The sequence below is a fragment of the Micromonospora sp. NPDC049171 genome (assembly GCF_040648275.1).
Classification (GTDB): Bacteria; Actinomycetota; Actinomycetes; order Mycobacteriales; family Micromonosporaceae; genus Micromonospora.
Map to the genome: position 1 here is coordinate 1 of NZ_JBEZDJ010000009.1, position 23,179 is coordinate 23,179.

27 protein-coding genes and 1 riboswitch are annotated in these 23,179 nt (G+C 71.9%); of the genes, 13 read left to right on the top strand and 14 right to left on the bottom strand.

Annotated elements, in window-relative coordinates; translation table 11 throughout:
- Positions 1-149: 149 nt before the first annotated feature.
- Both AB0B14_RS13400 and AB0B14_RS13405 read left to right on the top strand, forming a co-directional pair.
- Positions 150-497, top strand: a complete 348-nt coding sequence (locus tag AB0B14_RS13400; RefSeq protein WP_357522576.1) for a hypothetical protein — start codon at positions 150-152, stop codon at positions 495-497.
- The gene (locus AB0B14_RS13405) at positions 494-1,255 is read left to right on the top strand and encodes a pirin family protein (RefSeq protein ID WP_357077136.1); all 762 of its coding nucleotides are present in this window, start codon (positions 494-496) and stop codon (positions 1,253-1,255) included. The genes AB0B14_RS13400 and AB0B14_RS13405 overlap by 4 nt, the downstream gene beginning before the upstream one ends.
- A 160-nt stretch (positions 1,256-1,415) precedes the next feature.
- Here the strand turns inward: AB0B14_RS13405 and gndA are convergent, their stop codons facing one another.
- The gene (gndA, locus tag AB0B14_RS13410; RefSeq protein ID WP_357077139.1) at positions 1,416-2,858 is read right to left on the bottom strand and encodes an NADP-dependent phosphogluconate dehydrogenase; all 1,443 of its coding nucleotides are present in this window, start codon (positions 2,856-2,858) and stop codon (positions 1,416-1,418) included.
- A 187-nt stretch (positions 2,859-3,045) separates the two neighbouring features.
- Positions 3,046-3,342, bottom strand: coding sequence for a thiamine-binding protein (locus AB0B14_RS13415; RefSeq protein WP_357077142.1), 297 nt, complete (start codon positions 3,340-3,342; stop codon positions 3,046-3,048).
- A 292-nt stretch (positions 3,343-3,634) separates the two neighbouring features.
- On the opposite strand from AB0B14_RS13415, the gene AB0B14_RS13420 reads away from it, so the two are divergent.
- Positions 3,635-4,141 (top strand): hypothetical protein, encoded by a 507-nt coding sequence (locus AB0B14_RS13420; RefSeq protein ID WP_357522577.1) that lies wholly within the window; start codon positions 3,635-3,637, stop codon positions 4,139-4,141.
- Between the two features lie 132 nt (positions 4,142-4,273).
- Here AB0B14_RS13420 and AB0B14_RS13425 read toward each other — a convergent pair whose 3' ends face one another.
- The 3 genes from AB0B14_RS13425 to AB0B14_RS13435 form a co-directional block, all read right to left on the bottom strand.
- Positions 4,274-5,074, bottom strand: coding sequence for an energy-coupling factor transporter transmembrane component T (locus tag AB0B14_RS13425; protein WP_357077149.1), 801 nt, complete (start codon positions 5,072-5,074; stop codon positions 4,274-4,276).
- Positions 5,071-6,567, bottom strand: a complete 1,497-nt coding sequence (locus tag AB0B14_RS13430; protein WP_357522578.1) for an ABC transporter ATP-binding protein — start codon at positions 6,565-6,567, stop codon at positions 5,071-5,073. Before AB0B14_RS13430 ends, AB0B14_RS13425 begins: the two co-directional genes overlap by 4 nt.
- A gap of 118 nt (positions 6,568-6,685) precedes the next feature.
- Positions 6,686-7,279, bottom strand: a complete 594-nt coding sequence (locus AB0B14_RS13435; protein WP_357522579.1) for an ECF transporter S component — start codon at positions 7,277-7,279, stop codon at positions 6,686-6,688.
- A gap of 75 nt (positions 7,280-7,354) precedes the next feature.
- Positions 7,355-7,459, bottom strand: a riboswitch (TPP riboswitch).
- 106 nt (positions 7,460-7,565) lie between these two features.
- Here AB0B14_RS13435 and AB0B14_RS13440 point away from each other — a divergent pair.
- The 5 genes from AB0B14_RS13440 to AB0B14_RS13460 all read left to right on the top strand — a co-directional run bounded on the left by AB0B14_RS13440 (position 7,566) and on the right by AB0B14_RS13460 (position 12,732).
- Positions 7,566-8,396 carry an alpha/beta fold hydrolase gene (locus tag AB0B14_RS13440; RefSeq protein ID WP_357522580.1) on the top strand — a complete coding sequence of 277 codons (831 nt, stop codon included), beginning with the start codon at positions 7,566-7,568 and terminating at the stop codon, positions 8,394-8,396.
- Between the two features lie 29 nt (positions 8,397-8,425).
- Positions 8,426-9,232 carry an AAC(3) family N-acetyltransferase gene (locus AB0B14_RS13445; protein WP_357522581.1) on the top strand — a complete coding sequence of 269 codons (807 nt, stop codon included), beginning with the start codon at positions 8,426-8,428 and terminating at the stop codon, positions 9,230-9,232.
- Positions 9,229-9,978 (top strand): SIS domain-containing protein, encoded by a 750-nt coding sequence (locus AB0B14_RS13450; RefSeq protein WP_357522582.1) that lies wholly within the window; start codon positions 9,229-9,231, stop codon positions 9,976-9,978. The genes AB0B14_RS13445 and AB0B14_RS13450 overlap by 4 nt, the downstream gene beginning before the upstream one ends.
- Before the next feature lie 139 nt (positions 9,979-10,117).
- The gene (locus AB0B14_RS13455; protein WP_357522583.1) at positions 10,118-10,621 is read left to right on the top strand and encodes a DUF6328 family protein; all 504 of its coding nucleotides are present in this window, start codon (positions 10,118-10,120) and stop codon (positions 10,619-10,621) included.
- Positions 10,622-10,725: 104 nt separating this feature from the next.
- The gene (locus tag AB0B14_RS13460) at positions 10,726-12,732 is read left to right on the top strand and encodes an acyl-CoA dehydrogenase family protein (RefSeq protein WP_357522584.1); all 2,007 of its coding nucleotides are present in this window, start codon (positions 10,726-10,728) and stop codon (positions 12,730-12,732) included.
- Between the two features lie 143 nt (positions 12,733-12,875).
- Here AB0B14_RS13460 and AB0B14_RS13465 read toward each other — a convergent pair whose 3' ends face one another.
- From AB0B14_RS13465 to AB0B14_RS13500, 8 genes are all read right to left on the bottom strand, one after another.
- The gene (locus tag AB0B14_RS13465) at positions 12,876-13,043 is read right to left on the bottom strand and encodes a hypothetical protein (protein WP_357077173.1); all 168 of its coding nucleotides are present in this window, start codon (positions 13,041-13,043) and stop codon (positions 12,876-12,878) included.
- A gap of 198 nt (positions 13,044-13,241) precedes the next feature.
- Positions 13,242-13,850 carry a hypothetical protein gene (locus AB0B14_RS13470; RefSeq protein ID WP_357077176.1) on the bottom strand — a complete coding sequence of 203 codons (609 nt, stop codon included), beginning with the start codon at positions 13,848-13,850 and terminating at the stop codon, positions 13,242-13,244.
- A gap of 51 nt (positions 13,851-13,901) precedes the next feature.
- Positions 13,902-14,300: a Fur family transcriptional regulator gene (locus AB0B14_RS13475; RefSeq protein WP_357522585.1), complete on the bottom strand. Its 399-nt coding sequence runs from the start codon at positions 14,298-14,300 to the stop codon at positions 13,902-13,904.
- Complete coding sequence (locus AB0B14_RS13480) at positions 14,297-14,596, bottom strand: metalloregulator ArsR/SmtB family transcription factor (protein WP_355030824.1); 300 nt, start codon at positions 14,594-14,596, stop codon at positions 14,297-14,299. Before AB0B14_RS13480 ends, AB0B14_RS13475 begins: the two co-directional genes overlap by 4 nt.
- Positions 14,597-14,633: 37 nt before the next feature.
- A complete protein-coding gene (locus AB0B14_RS13485; RefSeq protein WP_357522586.1) occupies positions 14,634-15,506 on the bottom strand; it encodes a metal ABC transporter permease in 873 nt (290 codons plus the stop codon).
- 3 nt (positions 15,507-15,509) lie between these two features.
- Positions 15,510-16,271, bottom strand: coding sequence for a metal ABC transporter ATP-binding protein (locus tag AB0B14_RS13490; RefSeq protein WP_357077188.1), 762 nt, complete (start codon positions 16,269-16,271; stop codon positions 15,510-15,512).
- Complete coding sequence (locus AB0B14_RS13495; RefSeq protein ID WP_357522587.1) at positions 16,268-17,212, bottom strand: metal ABC transporter substrate-binding protein; 945 nt, start codon at positions 17,210-17,212, stop codon at positions 16,268-16,270. The genes AB0B14_RS13490 and AB0B14_RS13495 overlap by 4 nt, the downstream gene beginning before the upstream one ends.
- A gap of 54 nt (positions 17,213-17,266) precedes the next feature.
- Entirely contained in the window at positions 17,267-17,524 is a 258-nt protein-coding gene (locus AB0B14_RS13500; protein WP_357077194.1) for a hypothetical protein, read from the bottom strand.
- 29 nt (positions 17,525-17,553) lie between these two features.
- Between AB0B14_RS13500 and AB0B14_RS13505 the strand changes: the two genes are divergently transcribed.
- The 5 genes from AB0B14_RS13505 to dusB all read left to right on the top strand — a co-directional run bounded on the left by AB0B14_RS13505 (position 17,554) and on the right by dusB (position 21,977).
- Positions 17,554-17,895 carry an antibiotic biosynthesis monooxygenase gene (locus tag AB0B14_RS13505; protein ID WP_357522588.1) on the top strand — a complete coding sequence of 114 codons (342 nt, stop codon included), beginning with the start codon at positions 17,554-17,556 and terminating at the stop codon, positions 17,893-17,895.
- A gap of 24 nt (positions 17,896-17,919) precedes the next feature.
- Complete coding sequence (locus AB0B14_RS13510) at positions 17,920-18,399, top strand: hypothetical protein (protein ID WP_357077199.1); 480 nt, start codon at positions 17,920-17,922, stop codon at positions 18,397-18,399.
- 114 nt (positions 18,400-18,513) lie between these two features.
- Positions 18,514-19,893 carry a glycine--tRNA ligase gene (locus AB0B14_RS13515; RefSeq protein ID WP_357077200.1) on the top strand — a complete coding sequence of 460 codons (1,380 nt, stop codon included), beginning with the start codon at positions 18,514-18,516 and terminating at the stop codon, positions 19,891-19,893.
- A gap of 141 nt (positions 19,894-20,034) precedes the next feature.
- On the top strand, positions 20,035-20,718 hold the full coding sequence (locus tag AB0B14_RS13520; protein WP_357522589.1) for a hypothetical protein: 684 nt from the start codon (positions 20,035-20,037) through the stop codon (positions 20,716-20,718).
- Positions 20,719-20,804: 86 nt separating this feature from the next.
- Positions 20,805-21,977, top strand: coding sequence for a tRNA dihydrouridine synthase DusB (gene dusB, locus AB0B14_RS13525; RefSeq protein ID WP_357077207.1), 1,173 nt, complete (start codon positions 20,805-20,807; stop codon positions 21,975-21,977).
- A 143-nt stretch (positions 21,978-22,120) separates the two neighbouring features.
- Here the strand turns inward: dusB and AB0B14_RS13530 are convergent, their stop codons facing one another.
- On the bottom strand, positions 22,121-22,783 hold the full coding sequence (locus AB0B14_RS13530) for a C39 family peptidase (RefSeq protein ID WP_357522590.1): 663 nt from the start codon (positions 22,781-22,783) through the stop codon (positions 22,121-22,123).
- Positions 22,784-23,179 lie beyond the last annotated feature (396 nt).

The following is a 23,179-nucleotide window of genomic DNA, read 5'->3' on the forward strand; positions in this document are numbered from 1 at the left end:
AAGGTCATCCGACCGGAAATGCGCTAGAGCATCCAACCCCGGTTCGTCCGGATCAGCCTCCGTGACTCTGTCGTACACGCCGGGCCGATCATGGAGTTGTGGTGGGCGGTTCCGGCGCTTTCCCGACTTTTGTGCGGCACCACAAGTGCATGATCGACGCGGCCGGGGTGGAGGGCTTTCGGCCGGGGGACCGGCTGTTGTTTCGGCGTCTTCCGGAAGCGGGGCGGGTAGGGTCCGAAGCTGGCGGGTTTACGGCGTTTGGGGTGGATGTGCGGGATCTTCGGTTCAAGATGATCATGGCGTTGAACGCGGCCGATCTGGGCGACCCGATCTGCGAACAGGTGGCCGACATCTGTGCCGAGATCGCCGAGCAGCACTGCGCCGAGTTCGGTCACACACCGCAGATCCGCACCGGTGAGATCGCCGAGCTGGCCACCGGCGAGCCGGCCCTGACCTGGGCGCCGTCGACCCCCGACGCCGGGCAGCGTGCCTGGTGACCGCGCCCGCTCCCGCCGTCGACGTGCGTCGCGCCGATGACCGCTTCGCCACCCGGATCTCCTGGCTGGACTCCAAGCACTCGTTCTCGTTCTCCCGGCACTACGACCCGGCCAACACCCACCACGGTCTGCTGCTGGTCAACAACGACGACGTGGTACGCCCGGGGGCTGGCTTCGAAACCCACCCGCACCAGGACATGGAGATCATCACCTGGGTGCTGCGCGGCTCCCTGGTGCACCAGGACTCCACCGGGCACTCCGGGGTGATCTACCCGGGCCTGGCCCAGCGAATGAGCGCCGGCACCGGCATCCTGCACTCGGAGAAGAACGACGCCTGGCGACTCGACAACCAGGAGCCGCACACCGACCCGGTCCACTTCGTGCAGATGTGGGTGCTCCCCGACGAGCAGGGCGTCGACCCCGGCTACGAGCAACTGGAGATCGAGGACGAACTCCTCCGCGGCGGCCTGGTGCCGATCGCCTCCGGAATGGACCGCTACGACGGTGCGTCCGCGATCCGGATCCGCAACCGGTACGCCACCCTGCACGCCGCCCGTCTCGCCCCCGGCGACGAGGTCACCATCCCCGACGCACCCTTCGTGCACCTGTACGTGCCCAACGGCACGGTGACCCTGGAGGGCAGCGGCCCGCTCGGCACCGGCGACGCGGTCCGGCTCACCAGGACCGGAGGCCGCCGGGTCACCGCCGACGAACCGGCCGAGATCCTGGTCTGGGAGATGCACGCCACCGTCGCCTGACCGTTGCCCGGCCGGGAGGCGCGCACCGCCCTGCCGCATGAGCGCGCACCGCCCTGCCCCCACGATCTCACCCGAACATGGATGTAGTGGCCTTCCGAGGGCGGAAGGCCACTACATCATGGATCGAGCACGATCACGGCGCCGCGGGGCGCCGCGCCGACTACGCCGGGGACTCGGCGCGGTCACCGGCCCAGGTGGTGTGGAACGAGCCCTCGCGGTCGACCCGCTGGTAGGTGTGCGCGCCGAAGTTGTCCCGCAGACCCTGGATCAACGCGGCGGGCAGGCGCTCGGCGCGCAGCGCGTCGAAGTACGCCAACGACGACGAGAACGCCGGGGTCGGCACACCGGCCCGGGTCGCGTCGGCCACCACCCGCCGCCAACTCGGCACGCCAGCGGCGACCGCCTCGGCGAAGTAGGGCGCCACCAGCAGCGTCGGCAGGTCCGGCTTCTCGTCGTACGCCTCGCGGATGCGGTCGAGGAAGCGGGCCCGGATGATGCAGCCGCCCCGCCAGATCGTCGCCGTGCCGCCGAGGTTGATGTCCCAGTCGTACTCCTGGCTGCCGGCGCGGATGTGGTCGAAGCCCTGCGCGTACGCGACGATCTTTGAAGCGAGCAGCGCCCGGCGGACGTCCTCGACGAACGCGTCCCGGTCGGTGACCTGCCACTTCTCACCCGCGTCCGGGAACGCCCGGCGAGCGGCCTCGCGCTGGTCGACGTGCCCGGAGAGCGAGCGGGCGAAGGTCGCCTCGGCGATTCCGGTGATCGGGATGCCCAGATCCAGGGCACTCTGCACGGTCCACCGGCCGGTGCCCTTCTGCTCGGCCCGGTCCTGCACGATGTCCACGAAGGGGCGGCCGGTCGCCGCGTCGGTGTGCGCGAGCACATCGGCGGTGATCTCGATGAGGAACGACTCCAACTCGCCGTTGTTCCAGTCGCGGAAAATCTCCGCGATCTCCGCCGGCTTCGCGCCCAGACCGGCCCGAAGCAGGTCGTACGCCTCGGCGATGAGCTGCATGTCGGCGTACTCGATGCCGTTGTGCACCATCTTGACGAAGTGCCCGGCGCCGTCCGGCCCGACATGGGTGCAGCACGACACGCCGTCCACCTGGGCGGCGATCTTCTCGAACATCGGTCCGAGCTTGGCGTACGACTCGGCGGAACCGCCGGGCATGATGCTCGGCCCGAGCAGCGCGCCCTCCTCGCCACCGGAGACGCCGGTGCCGCTGAAGTGCAGCCCCTGCGCGCGCAGCGCCTCCTCCCGGCGGCGGGTGTCGGCGAAGTGGGCGTTGCCGCAGTCGACGATGATGTCGCCCTCTTCCAGCAGCGGCACCAACTCGTCGATCACCGCGTCGGTGGGCGCACCCGCCTTGACCATGACGATCACCGCGCGGGGGCGTTCCAGTGACGCCACGAAGTCGGCCATCGTCTCACCGGGCACGAACGTGCCCTCGTCGCCATGCTCGGCGACCAGGCTCCGGGTGCGCGCGGGCGTCCGGTTGTGCACCGCCACCGTGAAGCCGTTGCGGGCCAGGTTGCGGGCCAGATTCCGGCCCATCACCGCCAACCCGGTCACACCGATCTGCGCCCTCGCCTGCTCAGCCATTCGTGCCGCCACCTCTCGTCACCACTATCAGCGTTTGGAAACTTACCGCGATGTGAGCCGATATGGACCAGTGATCCACCTCCCGTTTCTGCGAACAACATGCGCGTTGCGAATGGTGGCCTGGGCGCTCCGCAGTGGAGCCGGTAGGCCGTACCGGGAAACCTGTCGCCAACCCGCGCCGCGCGCGTCAGCCTTCGGCGAGGCGGGCTTCGATCCGGGCGATCTTCCCGTTGAGCGCGTCGGTGACCCCGGGCCGGACGTCGGCCTTGAGCACCACGCTCACCCGGGGCGCCTGCGCGGCGACCACGTCGACCGCCCGTTTCACCACCGCCATCACCTCGTCCCACTCGCCCTCGACGGTGGTGAACATGGCATCGGTCCGGTTGGGAAGGCCGGAGGCACGGACCACCCGCACCGCCTCGGCGACCAGGTCGCCCACGGAGTCGTCACCGCCGAGCGGGGTGATCGAGAACGCGATAAGCATGTGCCGATCGTGCCAGTAAAAACGGATGCGCGTCCGGTCGGGCGGTGGCTAGGGTACGGCCATGCGTAACTGACGCCCCACTTTCCGAGCCGGCCCGCCGTCCCGCGTCGCGGTCCGTGCGCTCCCGGGCGTCCCGCATCTCCTCCCCGCCGTTCGGCGGCGCTGGCCCTGCCTGGCCCCGGTGAGCAGTCCCTTCTCCCTTCGACCGCCGCGCAATGGCGGTCACCAGCCGATCCGACCGACCGCCGCAGCGCGGGGCCGGCCGTGCCGGTCGGCATTGACGGAGGTCAGGATGCCTGCGAGGCGTAACCCGAAGAAGTTCCGTACCCCGAAAGCGACGCCGCTCGGCATCGACCCGGCGGCCGGCCCCGGCCCGCTCCCACCCACCCTCCCCGACCTGAACCTCGCGCTCGAACCGCCCCTGCCGGCGGAACCGGCGCTGGCCGGGCCGGCGGCTGTCCCGGACGTGCTGGCCGGGCCGACGGTGCTGGCCGGGCCGACGGTGCTGGCCGGGCCGACGGTGCTGGCCGGGCCGACGGTGCTGGCCGGGCCGGCGCTGCCGGCGGCTGTCCTGGACGAGTTGGCTGTTCCGGTCGCCGGGCCGGCAGCGGTCGATGTGCCGGCGGCGGTCGATGTGCCGGCGGTTGTCGACGCGCCGGCGGTGGGAGATCTGCCGAAGTCGACCGGGCGACCGAAGGCACCGACGGCCGGCCCGCCGCAGGGTGGTGGCAACCGCTCCGGCGGCGGACGCAGCCAGCAAGCTGGCCAGACCCGCCGCTACGCCTTCCGCCGTAGCTGATCGAGCCGCCTGCGGCCCACCTCGCCCCGCGATCTTGCACTTTCTGTCCTCACGAAACTGGCACACCAGGACGGAACGGCGACAGAAACCGCAAGATCGGCGAGGGTGCTGCGTGGGCGCGGCGGCTGGGGTTTAGCTGATCAAGGGGCGGAAGGTGCCTGCGATGATGCTTGTCGTGAGGGCGGCGCCGGCCAGCACTACCGCCCCGGCGATGAGGAGCGCGTCGGCGCGGGTGAAGTGCTGACGGCGGGCGACGGTGCGGGGTGTGCCGGCGTCGAAGCCACGGGCGTCCATCGCCACCGCGAGCCTGGTGCCCCGGCGGATCGCCCCGACCAGCAGCGCGAACGCGGTGGAGGCGAACAGTCGCAGCTTCGCCACCGGGTTGCGGCCCGCGTCGACGCCGCGTGCGCGTCGGGCCATGCTGATCATCTGCCACTCCTGACCGAGCAGCGGCACCAGACGGAACGCGGCCAGTGCCCCGATGGCGAACCGGGCCGGTGCCTTCACGTTCTGGACCAACGCGTCGGCCAGGTCGGTGGGGTCGGTGGTCGCGAAGACGATCACGCCGGGCAGGGCCACCGCGAAGACCCGTAGCACCAGGCCGAGGGCGGTGAGCAGCACGCCGGTGGTCACCAGGATCGGTCCCGCGTCCAGGAGGACCCGGCCGGACCGGTCGGCGGCGAAGAGCACCAGGGTGACCAGGATGCCGGCGGCACTGAGGAGCAGTGGCCAGGCCCGTCGGGCCAGCACCCGGTAGCCGATGCCGAACAGCGGCAGCACGGCGAGTTCGAGCGCGATGGCGATCGCCGGGGCGAGGGGGTCCAGGGTGGCCAGCAGGGTGAACGAGAAGACCAGCGCGGCGGCGACCTTCGCCACCGGGTTGCGGCGGGCCAACGGCGCGTCGGGCGCGGCGACCGGCTCGATGCTGATCATCGGACGTCGTCCCGGCCAGGCTGGCCCGCCGGCCGACCTGGCCGATCACCTGCCGGGTCGGCGGGGACGGCGCCGGCCGCGGCCCGGTGCAGGGTGACGGTGCGGTCGGCGAGCGCGGCCACGAAGTCCGCGTCATGGGTGACCGCGACCACGCCGTGCCCGGCGTCGCGCAGGTCGGCGAAGAGGTCGACCAACTCCCGCCAGGTCCGCCGGTCCTGGCCGAAGGTGGGTTCGTCGCAGATCAGCAGGCGGGGCGCGGTGGCCAGGGCGGTCGCCACACTCAGCCGCCGCGCCTCACCACCGGAGAGGGTGTACGGGTTGGCAGCCGCGAGGCGGCCCAGGCGCAGCCGTTCCAGCAGCGCGGACACGGTCTCCTTGACGGCCGCCTCAGGTTGACCGGTCCGGCGGGGGCCGAGCGCCAGCTCGTCGAAGACGGTGCTGGTGACGAACTGGTGCTCCGGATCCTGGAAGACCGACCCGATCCGCCGGGCCAGTGCGGGGGCCGACCAGCGGTGCGGGGGAGTGCGGTGGTCGGTGCCGGCCAACTCGACGGATGCGGTGACCCGTCCGACGCCCGGCCGGAGCAGCCCGCCGAGCAGCAACGCCAGGGTGGACTTGCCGGCGCCGTTGGGTCCGCGTACGGCGAGTGCCTCGCCGGCGCGTACCGCCAGGTCGGTGGAGCCCAGCCGGGGCGGCAGGCCGAGCCGGTCGGCGGTGAGCAACAGGTCCCCGGGCGCGGCGGTGGCTGGCCGGGGCGCGATGGGGTGACCGGGCACCCAGACCCCCTCGGCGGCGAGCGTGGCACCGTGGGCGGCGAAGACGGCCTCGGGTGTGCCGTCGGCGCGGACCCCGCCGCCAGGTTCCAGGACGACCACCCGGTCGACGAGCGGCAGCGCCTCGGCGATCCGGTGCTCGACCAGGATCAGCGTGGTGTCGGCGTCCAGCGCGCCGGCCACCGCCTGTCGGATCAGGTCGGCCCCGGCCGGGTCGAGGTTGGCGGTCGGCTCGTCGAGCAGCAGCAGTTCCGGACGCAGTGCCAGTGCGCCGGCCAGGGCGAGGCGTTGCTGTTCGCCGCCGGAGAGCGCGGCGGTGGGGCGGTCCCGGGGGTACGGGAAGCCGACGCGGCGCAGCGCCTCGTCCACCCGGGGCCAGATCTCGTCGGTCGGTACGCCGCGGTTCTCCAGCCCGAACGCGACGTCGTCGCCGCAGCGCGCCATCACCAGTTGGGTTTCCGGGTCCTGGAAGACGATGCCGACGCGTTCCCGCCCCTTGCGCGGGTCGAGTCCGTCGATCTCGACGGTGCCCTCCTGCTCGCCGGAGTCCTCGGGGAGCAGCCCGGCCAGCGCGCTGAGCAGGGTGCTCTTACCGGCCCCGGAGGGCCCGAGCAGCAGAACCCGCTCCCCAGCCTCGACCCGCAGATCAACCCCGCGCAGAGCCCAGGCGCGCCGCCCAGCGTGCCGCCACCCGAACCCCCGCAGCAGTACCCCGCCCACCAAACCCACCCCCTCCCAGCCTGCCGCCCCTCACCCTGCCCGGTTGATCATGAGGTTGACGGGTGGTTCTGAAGATCCATCCGCCCGTCCACCTCATGATCGGCCCGAGTGGGTGGGGTCAGATCAGTGCTCGGTTCCGGCCTACCGGGAAGCGGTCCAGGACTCCGGTTCTGGCCAGGGACTCGGTCAGCAGCCAACCGCCGGCACCGGCGATCACGGTGGCGCTGACGATGGTGATCAGCGCGTACGGGAGGCGGTAGTCGGCGAACGCGTAGTCGGCGTTCCAGACGAAGAAGTCGAACAGCGCGGCGCTGAGACCGGTCAGCGCGCCGGCCAGCAGCGCGGTCGGCAGCCGGTACGACCGGTAGCGGAACGCGGCGAACGCCAGCTCGGCGCCGATGCCCTGCACGATGCCCTGCGGGATAACCGTGCCGGCCCACTGGCTGCCCAGCAGCGCAGAGAGGACCGCGGCCACCGTCTCGCAGTAGAGCGCGGCGCCGGGCTTGCGGATGACCAGGCCGCCGATCACGGCCGGCATCAGCCAGACGCCGTAGAGCAGCGCCTGCGCCGGCGGGAAGAAGGTGAAGGCACCCTCGGTGGCGCTCCAGACCAGGCCCCAGGCCCAGAAGATGACGCCGAAGGCGACCGCGATCACCGAGGCGACCACGATGTCGATGGTCCGCCAGCGGCCCGTGTCGGTGGTGGATGTCATGTGTTGCTCCCAGTTCTGACTGCGAACCAGGAGAAGACGCACGCCGCACGCCCGGTGGCACCGGACGGCGGCGCGGCTGGAGGTCGACCGAACTCCCTGCGCTGGCATTACCCAGATCAGGTTCGAGGGTCTGCGGGCGTGCCCGCACTCTCAGCGCTGTGCGCTCCCCTGTCGGATGTGAAGTTGTCTCGTCGACGCTAACACCGACCAGGGGTGCCGGCCTAGCAGGGCTTCCGTCCGTCTCGGCGTTCGGCCAGCGGTACGCCGGCTGGGTAGGCTGACGATCATGCGGGTCGACGCGCGAGGTCTCACGTTCGAGGTAACCGCCGGCGGTCCGTCGGACGGCGTACCCGTCCTGCTGCTGCACGGCTTTCCCCAACACCGCGGCGAATGGGACGACGTGGTGCCCGCGCTGCACGAGGCCGGGCTGCGCACGTACGCGCTGGACCAGCGCGGCTACTCGCCCGGCGCGCGGCCGACGGCGGTTGCCGACTACCGGATCCCCGAGCTGGTCGCCGACGTGGTGGCGGTGCTCGACGCCCTGGGGCTGGACACCGTCCACCTGGTCGGCCACGACTGGGGCGCGGTCGTGGCCTGGGCCGTCGCCGCCGGGCACCCCGACCGGGTCCGCACGCTGACCGCGGTGTCCGTGCCGCATCCGGCCGCCATGGCGTACGCCCTGGCCAACGACGGTCAGCAGAAGGCCCGCTCGTCGTACATCACGTTGTTCCGTAAGCCAAGGACCGCGGAGAGGGTGCTGCTGGCGTGGAACGCGACAGCGCTGCGCAAGATGCTCGGCGGGGTGGGCGACGCGCCCCGGGTGGACCGCTACGCCGCCCCGATGCGTGCGCCGGGGGCGCTCACCGCCGCGCTGAACTGGTACCGGGCGATGTCCCGCGCCGACCTGGCCGGCGTCGGCCCGGTCGCGGTGCCCACCACCTACGTCTGGAGTGACCGGGACGTCGCCATCGGCCGGACTGCCGCCGAGGCGTGCGCGGCGAACGTCACCGGGGCGTACCGCTTCGTGCCGTTGACCGGTGTGAGTCACTGGATTCCGGACACCGCGCCGGGGCCACTCGCCGAGGCGATCCTGGCCCGGGCCGCCGGAACGGCCTGAGCCGTGCGGGTCGGTCGGAGAGGGGCACCGTGACGACGGGTACCAGCGGGCCGGGCACCCGGCGCTCGATCGCCGCGCAACTGCGCCTGCTGGGCGTACGCCCCGGCGCGACGCTGCTGGTGCACGCCGCGCTGCGTCCGCTCGGGTTCGTCTGCGGCGGACCGCACGCCGTGGTGCTCGCCCTACGTGACGCGCTCGGCCCGGACGGCACCATCGTGGTGCCCACCCACACGCCCGACAACAGCGATCCCGCGCAGTGGCGCAACCCGCCGGTGCCGGCGGACTGGTGGCCGCTGATCCGCGCCGAGATGCCGGGCTTCGACCCGGCGGTGACCCCGAGCCGGTTCATGGGCGCGCTCGCCGAGACGGTCCGTGGCTGGCCCGGGGCGCTGCGCAGCTCACACCCGCACGTGTCGTTCGCCGCGCTCGGCCCGGCCGCCGAGCAGGTGGTGGCCGGGCACCGCCTGGCCGACATGCTCGGCGAGGGCTCGCCACTGGCCCGGCTCTACGACCTGGACGCCGACGTCCTGCTGCTCGGCGTGGACCACTCGGTGAGCACCTCGCTGCACCTGGCCGAGTACCGCTGCCCGGGTTCGCCCCGCGAGCGGGTCGGCGCGGCGGTGCGGACCGGCGACGGCGGTCGGGAATGGGTGTGGTGGCAGGACGTACGGCTCGACGCGGACGACTTCGACGCGTTGGGCGCGGACCTGGAGGCCACCGGGGCGGTGCGCAGCGGACCGGTCGGCACCGGAACCGGCAGGTTGATGCGCCAGCGGGCGGCTGTCGACTTCGGGGTGCGCTGGCTGGACCGTAATCGGACGACGGAGGACGCATGACGGTGAGTGCCGAGGCCTACCTGGCCGTGGTGACCGAGACGATCGGTCGGGTGGCCGCCAGCCAGCGGGAGGCGGTGGGGCGGGCCGCCGACCTGATCGCCGACGCCGTACGCGCCGACGGGGTGGTGCACGCGTTCGGCACCGGACACTCCGAGGCCCTCGCCATGGAGATCGCCGGCCGGGCGGGTGGGCTGGTGCCGACCAACCGGATCGCGCTGCGTGACCTGGTGCTGCTCGGCGGCGAGCCGGCCGAACGGCTCGGTCCGTTGCTGGAGCGGGACCCGGCGGTGGCCCACCGGCTCTACGAGCTGGCTCCGGTGCGGCCCGCCGACGTCTTCGTGCTCGCCTCGAACTCCGGGGTCAACGGCGCGATGGTGGAGTTCGCCACGCTTGTCAAGGAACGCGGCCACGCCCTGGTGGCGATCACCTCGGCGCAGCACTCGGGTCGGATGACCTCCCGCCACCCGTCCGGGCGCAAGCTGGCCGACCTCGCGGACGTCGTGCTCGACAACGGTGCGCCGTACGGTGACGCGACGCTGCCGCTGCCCGGCGGCGGCGCGGTCGGCGCGGTCTCGTCGATCACCGCCGCGCTGCTGGCCCAGCAGGTCACGGTGGAGGTGGTGGCGCGGCTGCTGGCGGCGGGGGAGCGGCCACCGGTCTACCTGTCGGCGAACATCCCCGACGGCGACGCGCACAACACGGAGTTGGAGGTCCGGTACGCCGGTCGAATCCGGCGCGGGTCCTGACGCGGTGCTGATGGCCGAGGTGCGTCCGGAAGGTGAACGACGGATGTCGTGAACCCGTTTCACGCTCGCCCGGGTGGGGCATTGGCGTTGCTGCCGGCGGCCGGGACCGCCGGCAGTAGCGTCGCAGCGGAGGTAGCGCGTGTCCAAGGAGACCGAGAAGCAGCGTTGGCAGCGCAATTTCGCCGACCTGTTGCAGGAGTTGCGGGTCGCACAGACGGGCGTGCAGATCCTCTTCGCCTTCCTGCTCACCCTGCCGTTCAGTAACGGGTTCACCGAGACCACGGAGTTCCAGCGGGACGTCTACATCGTCGCGCTGCTCGCCGCGGCCGCCGCGACCGCGATGATCATCTCGCCGGTGGCGTTCCACCGGGCGCTGTTCCGGCAGGGGCGCAAGCCGGAGTTGGTGCGCTTCGCACACCGGATGGCCACCGGTGGTCTCGCCTTCATGCTGATCGCGATGGTCAGCGCGGTGCTGCTGATCACCGACTTCGTGCTGGACCGGCCGATCGCCTTCGTGCTCAGCGCGCTGACCGGGCTCTGGTTCGTCACCTTCTGGGCCGCCCTGCCGTTCGCTCGCCGCAACTGGGGTGAGGACGACATCGACGACGAGGACGACGACCCGGACGAGATCGCCGGCCGCTGATCTGACAGATCTCCACCGATGGCTACCCCCGGGTAACAACCGGGGGTAGCGTGACGACAATCGCGCATGTCGACGCAGCCGCACCGAGGTTCGAGGGGGCAGCCGTGACCACGACGCAGGACGGCCGACCAGCACCGGACGGCCCCGATTCCGACGCCGCACCCAGCACCGCCGGTGCCGCGGCCCCGTTGCCCACGGAGGCCGGGCAGGTCTCGGAGAAGGAGGCCCGGCAGGTCGCCGAGGCCGCCCGCGAGTCCACCTGGGACCGGCCCAGCTTCGGCAAGGAACTGTTCCTCGGCCGCTTCCGACTCGACCTGATCGACCCGTGGCCCCGATCCGATCCGGACGACGTGGCGCGCGCCGAGGAGTTCCTTGGTCGGTTCCGCGCCTTCCTGGCCGCCGAGGTGGACGGGGCCGCCATCGAGCGCGACGCGTCCATTCCGGACTCGGTGTTCCACGGCCTGGCCGACCTCGGCGCGTTCGGCATGAAGATCGACCGGAAGTACGGCGGGCTGGGGCTGAGCAACCTGCACTACTGCCGGGCGCTGATGCTGGCCGGCTCGGTCAGCCCGGCCATCGGCGCGCTGCTCTCCGCGCACCAGTCGATCGGGGTGCCGCAGCCGCTGAAGATGTTCGGCACCGCCGAGCAGAAGCAGCGCTTCCTGCCCCGGCTCGCCGCCGGCGAGGTGTCCGCGTTCCTGCTCACCGAACCAGACGTCGGCTCCGACCCGGCCCGGCTGGCCACCACCGCCGAGCCGACCGAGGACGGCACCGGCTACCGGCTCAACGGGGTGAAGCTCTGGGCCACCAACGGCATCGTGGCCACCCTGCTGGTGGTGATGGCCCGGGTGCCGGCCGCCGAGGGGCGGCGGGGCGGCATCACCGCGTTCGTGGTGGACGGCGACAGCGCCGGCATCACCGTCGAACGGCGCAACGAGTTCGTCGGCCTGCGCGGCCTGGAAAACAGCCTCACCCGGTTCCACGACGTGTTCGTGCCCGCCGAGAACGTCATCGGTGGCGAGGGCAAGGGGCTGAAGATCGCCCTGACCACCCTCAACACCGGTCGCCTGTCGCTGCCGGCGATGTGCGTGGGCGCCGGCAAGTGGGCGTTGAACGTGGCCCGGGGCTGGGCCGCCGACCGGGTCCAGTGGGGCCGGCCGGTAGGCGAGCACGAGGCGGTCGCGCAGAAGCTCTCCTTCATCGCCGCCACCACGTACGGCATGGAGACCATGCTCGACCTCTGCTGCCTGCTCGCCGACGACGACCACAACGACATCCGGATCGAGGCCGCGCTGGTCAAGCTGTACGCCAGCGAGATGGCCTGGAAGATCGGCGACGAGCTGGTCCAGATCCGGGGTGGGCGCGGCTACGAGACGGCCGACTCGCTGGCCGCCCGGGGCGAACGCCCGGCCAACGTCGAGCAGGTGCTCCGCGACCTGCGCATCAACCGGATCTTCGAGGGCTCCACCGAGATCATGCACCTGCTGATCGCGCGGGAGGCGGTCGACGCCCACCTGTCGGTGGCCGGCGACATCATCGACCCGGACGCGGGCCTGGGCCGCAAGGCACGCGCCGGCGCCCGAGCCGGTGCCTTCTACGCGAGGTGGCTGCCCACCCTGGCCGTCGGCCGGGGGCAGAGCCCATCGGCGTACGCCGAGTTCGGGCCGCTCGCCGCGCACCTGCGCCAGGTGGAGCGGTCGTCGCGCAAGCTGGCCCGGTCGACGTTCTACGCGATGTCCCGCTGGCAGGGAAAGATGGAACGTAAGCAGGCGTTCCTCGGCCGCGTGGTGGACATCGGCGCCGAGTTGTTCGCGATGTCCGCGGTCTGCGTCCGGGCCAACGCCGAGCGGGGCAGCCGCCCGGAAAATGTCGAGCTGGCCGACCTGTTCTGCCGGCAGGCGCGGGTGCGGGTGGACGCCCTGTTCAACGCCCTGTGGGACAACACCGACTCGGTCGACACCGCCGCCGCGAAGCGCATCCTCGCCGGCCGCTACGCGGGCCTGGAGGAGGGCGTGATCACTCCGTCCGACGAACTGCCCTGGGTGGCCCGCTGGTCGCCCGGCCCGTCCACCGCCAAGGACGTCCGCCGCCGCATCCCGCCAAAGCCCTGACCCGCGCGCGCCGCCGGGCGCCACGTCGAGCCGAGCCGGCTCGACGGCGGCCGGCGCAGGTGCAGCGGGCCACGGTGCGGGTGCGGCGGGCCGCGGTGTGGGTGCGGCGGGCCGCGGCGCGGGTCGGCGGGCGACGGCGCGGGTCAGCGGCTGATCGCCCAGGCCAGCACTGCCGCCAGGATCAGGCCGTTGACCGCCGCCAGACCCAGGTACGCCGCGGGCGGGATCTTCTTGCCCCGGCGGACGAAGGACACCAGGACGGCGGCGTAGCCGAGCAGCAGGACGGCGATGACGACCAGGAAGTAGAACACTCGAAGACCTTAACGGTCTCTCGACCGCGCGGTCCGAGGTGGCGCGGTGGTCGGCACCGCCGATGCCATGATCAGGTGATGAAAAGTAGGTCCCCGGGCTGCTTCTGACCTACTTTTCATCACTTGATCACGGTGCGAGCGGTGGTCGGCGGCATCCGCGGGTCGCCGGTGCGAGCGGTGGTCGCGGGGAAGTCGGGGTCAGCGGGTCCGGCCGCGCAGGCCGAGGTGGCGCAACTCCAGCGCGGCCAGCGCGTCGACTGTCGCGTCGTCGCCGCGCCGCCACGCCTCGGCCACGTCGGGCCCGACCTGGGTCAGCCGGCCCAGCGGCTGGGTGGCCAACGCGCGCAGGGCGAGCAGGTCCCGGCCGGCCGGCCCGGCGGCCAGCTTCGCGGCCGACCCGGCCCGACGCATCCAGCGCAGCCGCAGCGGCAGCCAACCGAACAGCACCAGGCCGAGCGGGAAGATCAGCACCGCGATGGTGAGGGCGAGGGCGAGCTGATCGACCAGGTGCTGCTGGTCGCGGCCGGCGTCGGCGAGCCCTCGGGCAGCGTTGGCGGCCTGTTGGAAGGGCGCGGTCAGCTCGTCGCCGACCAGTGGCACCCGGCGAACCTTGCCGCCGGCGTCGGCGAGGTTGTCGGCGAGCCCGCTACCGGCGCCCTCCAATTTCTGCCCCGGTACGGCGAGCTTCTGCACCAGGTCGTGCAGCCACAGCGCGCCGCGGACCGCCGCGTACACCCAGGCGACGACGAGCAGGTCGGTGAGCAACTGACGGGCGGCGGTCGGGAACCGATCGGCATAGATTTTCACGCCGGACAGCGTGTCACGAACCGAGCGCTGACGGCACGGTCGGATCGACAGTCAGCGGACGCAGGTGGGGCAGGTGCCGAAGATTTCCAGGGTGTGGCTGACGTCGGCGTAGCCGTGCTGCGCGGCGACCCGGTCGGCCCAGCTCTCCACGGCGGGCCCGGCCACCTCGACGGTGCGCCCGCAGGCCCGGCAGACCAGGTGGTGATGGTGCCCCTCGCTGCACCGGCGGTAGAGGTGCTCGCCGCCCGGCGGCCGCATCACGTCGATCTCGCCCGCGTCGGCCAGCCCCTGCAGGGTGCGGTAGACGGTGGTCAGGCCGACCCGCTCGCCGCGCTGGCGCAGCATCGCGTGCAGGTCCTGGGCGCTGTGGAAGCCCTCCATCTCGGCCAGCAGCGCACTCACCGCCGAACGCTGTCGGGTGTTGCGCACCGCAGTGCCGCTCTCGCTCATGATCCCTCCCCGGCGTGGCTGACCGCGTCCGCCACGATGTGCGCGACGTGCTCGTCGACCAGGCTGTAGGCGATCTCGCGACCGCGGCGGGAACCCCGCACCACACCAGCGCCGCGCAGCACCCGCAGGTGCTGGGAGACCAGCGGTTGCGCGGCACCGAGTTTGTCCACCAGCTCGTGCACGCACCGCTCACCGCTGGCCAGCTCACTGACGATGGCCAGCCGGATGGGCGCCGACAGGGCGCGGAGCAACTCGCTGGCCCCGTCGAACCCCTCGTAGCCCGTTGCGCTGGTCATCCTGCAACGGTAACCAATACCAGCGCCAGCGCCCCGCTCAGGATCGGCCCAGCACGACCTCGTGAGGTTCGGCCGTTGGCGCGGCGGCCGGCGTCGACCGCCGGCGCAGTGTCCGCCAGACCCCACCGGCGACGGCGACCACCAGGAAGGAGGCGATCGCGACGAGCACCACCGAGGCACCCGGCGCGGTGTCCGCCGTGGCCGCCACCCAGACACCGGAGCCGGCGGCGAAGAACCCGAGCGCCATCGCCGCGGTCATGGTGCTGCGGAAACCCCGGGTGACCTGCTGGGCGGTGGCGACCGGCACCACCATCAACGCGCTGATCAACAGCACCCCGACGGCCCGCATCGCGATGGTCACGGTGATCGCGGTGGCCACCGCGATCAGCAGGTTCAGCGTACGCACCGGCAGGCCGGAGACCCGGGCGTACTCCTCGTCGTGGCTGACCGCGAAGAGGGCCGGGCGCAGCGCGATCATCGTGACCAGGATCGCCGCGCCGAGCACCGCGATGGTGATCACGTCGGCGAGGGAGGTGGTGATCAGCGACCCGAACAGGTAGGCGTTGAGGTTCGCGCTCGTCGCGTCGGAGAGGCCGACCAGCAACACGCCGCCCGCGATGCCGCCGTAGAAGAGCAGGGCCAGGGCCAGGTCACCGGAGGTACGCCCACGGGCGCGGACCACCTCGATGGCGATCGCGCCGGCGGTGGCGACGAGCACCGCGACCAGCACCGGTGAGCGGTTGAGCAGCAGGCCCGCCCCGACGCCGGTCAGGGCGACGTGCCCGACACCGTCGCCGATCAGCGCCAGCCGGCGCTGCACCAGGTAGATGCCGAGCGCCGGCGCGGCCAGGCCGATCACCAGCGCGCCGATCAGGGCATGCTGCATGTAGGAGTACTGGAAGAGTCCCATGGGTCAGTTGCTCCACAGCCCGGCGGGCTCGTCGTAGCAGTGCGGGTGCACGTGGTCGTGGTCCGGCTCCGCGTGGTGGCCGGCCGGGTCCGGCACCGCGCCGTCGTGGGCGATGCGGCCCTCGTGGACGACCACCGCCCGACTGATCACCGGTCGCAGTGGGCCCAGCTCGTGGGCGACGAGCAGCACCGTCCCGCCGCCGGCGACGAAGTCGCGCAGCGCGTCGGCGAATGCCTCCTGGCTGGCCGCGTCCACCCCCGCGGTGGGCTCGTCGAGGACCAGCAGCTCCGGGTGGCCGGCCAGGGCGCGGGCGATCAGGGTGCGTTGCTGCTGGCCGCCGGAGAGCGTGGCCACCGGGTCGCCGGCCCGGTCGGCGAGCCCGACCGCGAGCAGCGCGGCGTCGACGGCGGCCCGGTCGGCGCGACCCGGCGGGCGGAGCACCCCCCGGCGGGCCAGCCGCCCGGACGCCACCACCTCACGGACGGTCGCGGGCACGCCGCCGCCGGCACCCAGCCGCTGCGGAACGTACCCGATGCGCTCCCACTGCCGGAACCGGCGCAACGGCCGGTCGAAGAGGGTGACCGAGCCGGCGCTGAACGGCACCAGCCCGAGCACGGCGCGGATCAGGGTGGACTTGCCGGAGCCGTTGGCGCCGAGCACCGCGACCACCTCGCCGGCGGTCACGGTGAGCGAGATGTCCCGGAGCACGGGGCGGCCGTCGTAGCCGACCACCCCGTGCTCGACGGTGATGACAGGTGAGGTCACGAGCAGCCCAAGGCCGTCTGCAGGGTCCGCAGGTTGGTACGCATCACCGAAAGGTAGTCCCCGTTACTGCCGGCTGCGAGTCCTTCGATCGGGTCCAGTACGGCAGTCTTCGCGCCGACCTGACCGGCGATGGTCTCGGCGACCTTCGGGCTGACCAGGGTCTCGAAGAAGATCGTGGTGGCGTGGTGCTCCTTCGCCTCCTCGATCACCTGCGCGAGCCGCTGCGGCGAGGGCTCGACGTCCGGGCTCAGCCCGGTGATGCCGACCTGTTCGAGCTGGTAGCGGTCGGCGAGGTAGCCGAACGCGGCGTGGCTGGTCACGATCTCCCGCCGCTGGCAGGTCGCCAGGCCGTGCTTGAACTCGCCGTCCAGGGCCGTCAGGTCGGCGCGCAGCGTGGCGGCGCGGGCGGTGTAGTCGGCGGCGCGGTCCGGGTCGGCCTTGCCGAGCCGCTGGGCGAGCTGGTCACCGATGCCGGCGAGCCGGGTCGGGTCGAGCCAGACGTGCGGGTCCTTGCCGCCGTTGCCCTCCCCGGCGTGCCCCTCCTCGCCCTCGTGGTTGTGCCCGCCGGCGGTCGCGTCCAACAGCGGTTGCACGCTTGTCACGTCGAACGCCCGATCGCCGCCGTTCTGGGCGACGGCGTCGTCCACCGCCGGCTGGAAACCCTTGAGGTAGACGATCAGCTCGGCCTCGCTGACCTGGCCGACCTGGCTCGGGTTGAGCTCCAGGTCGTGCGGCTCGGCGCCGGGCTTGGCCAGGTTGGTCACCCGGACCGCGTCGCCGCCGATCCGCTCGGCCAGGAACTGGAGGGGGTAGAACGCGGCCACCACGTCGACTCGTTGGGGGTCGGCGCCGCCGGCGCTGGTGGAGCAGGCGGCCCCGGCCCCCAGGGTGAGGAGGGCGGTGACGGCGGCCAGGACACGGGACGTGGTGCGGTTGCTCATGACGCCAACTGTCCGTGGCAACGATAATGATTGTCAAAAACGCATGATTGCATGTCAGAGCAGCTTCGCGAGGCCCACCGTCACCAGCAGCGTGAGCATCACCAGTCGAATCAGCCGGGTCTGTGGCGCCTGAACCGCCCAGGTCGTCGCCAACAGGGCGATCAGCACGGCGGCCAGCGCGAGCGTCAGCAGCCCGCCGATCACCCCCGGCGTGAAGAACGCCACCAGCACCACCACCAGGGTGATCAGGAACACCGACGTCGGGTTGGCCCCGGCCAACCGGGCCAACAGAGGGCGCTGCGTACGCTGCATCCCACAGACTCTACGAGGAGGGACACCCGTTGCTGGTGACCAACCGGTTCGTGGTCGACGTCGATGTCGCCGACGACTTCACCGAACGGGCGCACGCCGCCCTCACCGCACTGGCCGCCTGCCCCGGCTACCTGCGCGGTCAACTGGTCCGGGCGCTCGACGACCCCCGGTACTGGTCGCTGGTCACCGAGTGGAAGTCGGTCGGCACCTACCGCCGGGCACTGGGCGCCTTCGAGGTCAAGGTCAGCGCCGTACCGCTGCTCGCCGAGTCGGTCGACGAGCCCTCCGCGTACGAGGCGCTGGCCACCGCAGCCCCCGGCGGGGCCGTGGTCGTCGCCGAGAGTGATCGGGCTGCGGGTCCTTACCGCTGAGCCGGCGGACACTACGCTGCTCCTATGACCGCACCCGCCCCGCCACCCGGTCCCGGGGTGGCTCCGCCGTTCGCCGCGCCGCCCACCGAGGGGCGCCGGACCCGGCTCTGGATCGGCCTCGGCGTCGGCGCGCTCGCCGTGGTGCTCTGCTGCGGCGGGGGCGGCAGCGCCGTCGTCGGCCTGTTCGTCACCGGCGTGCAGGCGGTCCGGGAGCAGGCCCGCACCGTGACCGGCGACTACTACCAGGCGCTTGTCGAGCGGAACTACGGGCGGGCGTACGAGCAGCTCTGCGACGACGCGCAGCAGCGCGAGTCCCAGCCCGAGTTCGAACGGCGTGCCGCCGCCGAACCGCAGGTGGCCGCGTTCCGGTTGGGTGAGGTGGACACCATCAACCTGACCATGCCGGTCGACGTGACGCTCGACGGCGGTGGCCGGGAGCAGCAGCAGGTCATCCTGGGGCGCGACGGCCAGACTGGTGGCGTGGAGGTCTGCGGGGTCAGCTGACCCGCCCCCGGTATTCTGCTGGGCTCAGGGCGACGGTGGTCGTACCGTTGTCCCGAACCGACCGATCCATCCACATCTCGCCCCCGCCGACCGCCAGCCGGCGTAGGAGGAAACATGCCAGCCGACCGTATCGACGCCGTCGTCAGCCTCGCCAAGCGACGAGGCTTCGTCTTCCCCTCCAGCGAGATCTATGGGGGCACCCGATCGGCGTGGGATTATGGCCCGCTCGGCGTGGAACTCAAGGAGAACGTCCGCCGGCAGTGGTGGAAGACCATGGTCCAGCAGCGCGACGACGTCGTCGGCCTGGACTCCGCGGTGATCCTGGCCCGCAAGGTGTGGGAGGCGTCCGGCCACATCGCCGAGTTCGTCGACCCGCTCACCGAGTGCCAGTTCTGCCACAAGCGGTTCCGGGCGGACCACCTGGAGGAGGCGTACGAGGCCAAGCACGGCAAGCCGCCGGTCTCGCTCGCCGAGCTCAACTGCCCCAACTGCGGCAACAAGGGCACCTTCACCGAGCCGAAGATGTTCAACGGCCTGATGAAGACCTACCTGGGCCCGGTGGAGAGCGACGAGGGGCTGCACTACCTGCGCCCGGAAACCGCCCAGGGCATCTTCGTCAACTACAAGAACGTCGAGACGGTCGCCCGCAAGAAGCCGCCGTTCGGCATCGCGCAGACCGGCAAGTCGTTCCGCAACGAGATCACCCCAGGCAACTTCATCTTCCGGACCCGCGAGTTCGAGCAGATGGAGATGGAGTTCTTCGTCGAGCCGGGCACCGACGAGCAGTGGCACGAGTACTGGCTCCAGGAGCGCTGGAACTGGTATCTCGATCTCGGCCTGTCGGCGGACAATCTGCGCCTGTACGAGCACCCCAAGGAGAAGCTCTCCCACTACTCGAAGCGCACTGTCGACATCGAGTACCGCTTCCAGTTCGGCGGCACCGAGTTCGCCGAGTTGGAGGGTGTCGCCAACCGCACCGACTTCGACCTCTCCACGCACAGCAAGCACTCCGGCGTCGACCTGTCGTACTTCGACCAGACCAAGAGTGAGCGCTGGATGCCGTACGTCATCGAGCCGGCCGCGGGTCTGACCCGCGCGGTGCTCGCCTTCCTGCTGGAGGCGTACGACGAGGACGAGGCACCGAACACCAAGGGTGGCGTGGACAAGCGCACCGTGATGCGGTTCGACCCGCGGCTGGCCCCGGTCAAGGTCGCGGTGCTGCCGCTGTCGCGCAACGAGGCGCTGTCGCCGAAGGCCAAGGACCTGGCGACGCTGCTGCGCAAGCGTTGGGTGGTGGAGTTCGACGACTCGCAGGCGATCGGCCGCCGCTACCGTCGGCAGGACGAGATCGGCACCCCGTTCTGTGTGACAGTCGACTTCGACACCCTGGACGACAACGCCGTGACGGTGCGCAACCGGGACACCATGGCTCAGGAGCGGGTCTCCCTGGACCAGGTCGAGCGCTACCTGATCGAGCGCCTCCCCGGCTGCTGACGTACTCCGGAAAGTGGCCCCTTCTCCACGGTGGTGGAGAGGGGGCCATTTCGTGGTCTACCAGGCAAAACGCCGGTCGATGAAATTAATTCAATGCCATCTTTCGATATCTTGGTCGTGATCGGAAGAAGGTGGGTTGACATGGCGAAGCGACTTCTCGTCCTCCGCGTGACCGCCGCGGCGGCAATCGTCGCGGGACTGCCGGCGCTCTCGGGCTCCACCGCCCACCGCGGTGCCGTCCAGGTGCTCCCCGCCCAGGCTGCCGCCTCCGCCCCGCCGGACGTGTCATCCGCGTCACGCGGGTCGGCCGGTTCGGTCGACCCGGCCGCGCTGGCCGCGCCGTCCGCCGAGGGGATGATCGAGGCCGCCCAGGCGAGGCTTGAGCCGAGGGTCGCCTCCCGCCGCGGTCCCGCGCGCAGCGCGTCCCCGCGGGCCCCCGTCATCCCGCCGGTCGTCGGTGCGGCCGGTGGTGCGCGCAGTACGCCCCCGCAGGCCCCCACGACACGTCTCGCCCCCGTCACGGCCATCCACTCGCAGGCCGCGATCGACCGCGGAGCGCTCGTCACCTGGACGACCTCGCCGACGTGTCTCCTGGCGGGGCACGACACCATGGGTTGGGCGTGGCTGGACGACCTCCCGGCGGGGCGGGTGGTGCGGGTCGTGTCGGGACCGTGCGCGGGCACCTACCAGGTGGTCGGGCGCCGCTGGCAGCCGCGCAAGGGGGGCACGATGCCGCACTGGGCGAGCCGATACGATCTCGTGCTCCAGACCTGCACGGGGCCCAGCGGGACAGGCTTCAGCACCGCCCGACGGCTGTCCCGGTAGGCCCGCTCGGGTCGCCCCCGGGCGTCGACCCGAGCGTCCGCCCGGCGGCGGGCATAGGGGGAGGAACCCCTCCGTATACTTGCGGGGTGAGTGATGTCGCGGTGGCGCCTGGACGCCCGTTGACCCTCGGTGGCTACCAGGTGTGGCCGCCGGTGGTGCTCGCGCCGATGGCCGGGATCACCAACGTCGGTTTTCGCCGGCTCTGCCGTGAGCAGGGCGGCGGCATCTACGTCTGCGAGATGATCACCACTCGGGCGCTCGTCGAGCGCAACCCGAAGACGCTGCGCATGATCGCGTTCGGCGACGACGAGAAGCCGCGCAGCCTCCAGCTCTACGGCACCGACCCGGACATCACCGCCGCCGCCGTCCGGATCGTCGTCGAGCGCAACCTGGCCGATCACATCGACCTCAACTTCGGCTGCCCCGTACCCAAGGTCACCCGGCGTGGTGGCGGCGCGGCGCTGCCGTGGCGACGCCGGCTCTTCGCGCGGCTGGTGCGGGCCGCGGTGGACGCCGCGTCGCCGGCCGGGGTGCCGGTCACGGTGAAGATGCGCAAGGGCATCGACGACGACCACCTGACGTACGTCGAAGCCGGGCTCGCCGCCCAGGAGGCCGGCGTGGCCGCGGTGGCCCTGCACGGGCGGACGGCCGCGCAGCGCTACTCGGGCACCGCCGACTGGGACGCGATCGCCACCCTGAAGCAGGCCCTCGACGTGCCGGTGCTCGGCAACGGCGACATCTGGGAGGCCGACGACGCGCTGCGGATGGTCGCGCACACCGGGGTCGACGGCGTGGTCGTCGGGCGTGGCTGCCTGGGTCGCCCGTGGCTCTTCGCCGACCTGGAAGCCGCCTTCGACGGTCGTCCGCAGCGACGGCTGCCCACCCTCGGCGAGGTGGCGGTGACCATGCGCCGGCACGCCGAGCTGCTTGTCGACCAGTTCGTGGCCGGCGCCCGCAACCCGGCTCGGGGCGAGCGGGACGGCTGCACCGATTTCCGCAAGCACGTCGCCTGGTACCTCAAGGGCTTCCCGGTCGGCGGCGAACTGCGCCGCTCGCTGGCGATGATCGAAAGCCTGGCCCAGCTCGACGACCTGCTCGGCAAGCTCGATCCGGCGGAGCCGTTCCCGGTGACCGCCCTGGGCCAGCCGCGGGGGCGCACCAACTCGCCGGGCAAGGTCTTCCTGCCGGAGGGTTGGCTGGCCAGTCGGGACGACGACGCCGTCCCCGAGGGTGCCGAAATGGACGACTCCGGCGGCTGAGCCGCACCCGTTGGTGTGTGCCGTGACGCGCGGGCGGGCGGCCTGCCGAGGCCCCGTCGGACGCGGGACCGTGTGCGTTCCGGCTTGCGGTTATGCCGAACAGGGCCGGACCCCTGGAGGGTCCGGCCCTGTGCGGGTGTGGGTCAGCTGGTGGCGTAGCCGCGGGTGGCGATCCAGTCGGCGAGGTGCTCGACGGTGATGTCGTAGGCGGCCTGGTTCGGGTCGGCGGAGTCGGCGATGGTGACGGTGGTGCCGTTGTCGTGGTAGCCGACGACGCTGATGTAGTGCCCGCCCTCGTAGGAGTGGGTGACACCGTTGGTGTCGGTGCTGGTGCCGGCGATGTTGGCGACGACGGCCCGGCCGTTGTCTACGGTCTTGACGATGTCGGCGCGCAGCTTGTCGGTCTGCGTGGTGTCGGCGTCGGGCTTGCTGATCTCGACGCTGTGGTAGGCGTCGGCCTTGCCGGTTTCCTTGTTCAGCACCGGGGTGATGTCGTTAATGCTGTTGGTGCCGGCCTCGGTGGTGCCCATTTCCTTGGCCATGTCGTCGACGTTGATGTTCTTGCCCTGCACGGACAGGGCGTTGCGGGTGGCGGCGGGGCCGCAGTAGTAGAAGTTCGGCTGCGCCTCGTAGCGCACGCCCAGTTGACGCTCACCGTTGGGCTTGCGGTCGGTTTGGGTTTGGGTGGTGGGCTTGGCGGTGCTCGGCGCGGCGAACGCGGTGGTGACGGGTCCGGCGATGGCACCACCGGTGAAGGCGAGCCCAGCGGCGGTCAGAGCGGTCTTACGGATCAGATCGGTACGCATGATGGCGTGCTCCTCTGCATCGGGGGTGCACGGCCCGCCCGGGGGTGAGCGTGCCGCACGTGCAAGGGGGAAGTTCGCACAAACACCGGCGATCCCGGGGGGACCTGCTCGAAGCGTTGCGGGGGGTGTAACGACCCCGGGGCGGTGAGGCATTCCGCCGCGCTGATCCGGGGGGTTGGCCCTGCCCATGCTGGCGGGGTCCGGGGGGTGTAACCGTGGCACCCCGGCGGGTGTTCCCGGGGGCTGCCGCACACCAGAGCCCGGGGGCTACGGCGGCATGCCAGGTATAACGACCCGGCCCGGCCCCCCATTCCGCCGCCGGAGTGGCCCCGACCACCCGACACCGATGGTCAAACCCGACAACCCGCCCACCGTGCCCACCTCGCGAACCGACAC

Coding starts and splice junctions, on each gene's coding strand:
- AB0B14_RS13495 (WP_357522587.1), bottom strand. CDS start 17,212: ATGAGCAACCGCACCACGTCCCGTGTCCTGGCCGCCGTCACCGCCCTC.
- AB0B14_RS13400 (WP_357522576.1), top strand. CDS start 150: ATGATCGACGCGGCCGGGGTGGAGGGCTTTCGGCCGGGGGACCGGCTG.
- gndA (WP_357077139.1), bottom strand. CDS start 2,858: ATGGCTGAGCAGGCGAGGGCGCAGATCGGTGTGACCGGGTTGGCGGTG.
- AB0B14_RS13475 (WP_357522585.1), bottom strand. CDS start 14,300: ATGAGCGAGAGCGGCACTGCGGTGCGCAACACCCGACAGCGTTCGGCG.
- AB0B14_RS13510 (WP_357077199.1), top strand. CDS start 17,920: ATGACCGCACCCGCCCCGCCACCCGGTCCCGGGGTGGCTCCGCCGTTC.
- AB0B14_RS13440 (WP_357522580.1), top strand. CDS start 7,566: ATGCGGGTCGACGCGCGAGGTCTCACGTTCGAGGTAACCGCCGGCGGT.
- AB0B14_RS13500 (WP_357077194.1), bottom strand. CDS start 17,524: ATGCAGCGTACGCAGCGCCCTCTGTTGGCCCGGTTGGCCGGGGCCAAC.
- AB0B14_RS13515 (WP_357077200.1), top strand. CDS start 18,514: ATGCCAGCCGACCGTATCGACGCCGTCGTCAGCCTCGCCAAGCGACGA.
- AB0B14_RS13485 (WP_357522586.1), bottom strand. CDS start 15,506: ATGGGACTCTTCCAGTACTCCTACATGCAGCATGCCCTGATCGGCGCG.
- AB0B14_RS13450 (WP_357522582.1), top strand. CDS start 9,229: ATGACGGTGAGTGCCGAGGCCTACCTGGCCGTGGTGACCGAGACGATC.
- AB0B14_RS13425 (WP_357077149.1), bottom strand. CDS start 5,074: ATGATCAGCATCGAGCCGGTCGCCGCGCCCGACGCGCCGTTGGCCCGC.
- AB0B14_RS13530 (WP_357522590.1), bottom strand. CDS start 22,783: ATGCGTACCGATCTGATCCGTAAGACCGCTCTGACCGCCGCTGGGCTC.
- AB0B14_RS13420 (WP_357522577.1), top strand. CDS start 3,635: ATGCCTGCGAGGCGTAACCCGAAGAAGTTCCGTACCCCGAAAGCGACG.
- AB0B14_RS13480 (WP_355030824.1), bottom strand. CDS start 14,596: ATGACCAGCGCAACGGGCTACGAGGGGTTCGACGGGGCCAGCGAGTTG.
- AB0B14_RS13520 (WP_357522589.1), top strand. CDS start 20,035: ATGGCGAAGCGACTTCTCGTCCTCCGCGTGACCGCCGCGGCGGCAATC.
- AB0B14_RS13435 (WP_357522579.1), bottom strand. CDS start 7,279: ATGACATCCACCACCGACACGGGCCGCTGGCGGACCATCGACATCGTG.
- AB0B14_RS13415 (WP_357077142.1), bottom strand. CDS start 3,342: ATGCTTATCGCGTTCTCGATCACCCCGCTCGGCGGTGACGACTCCGTG.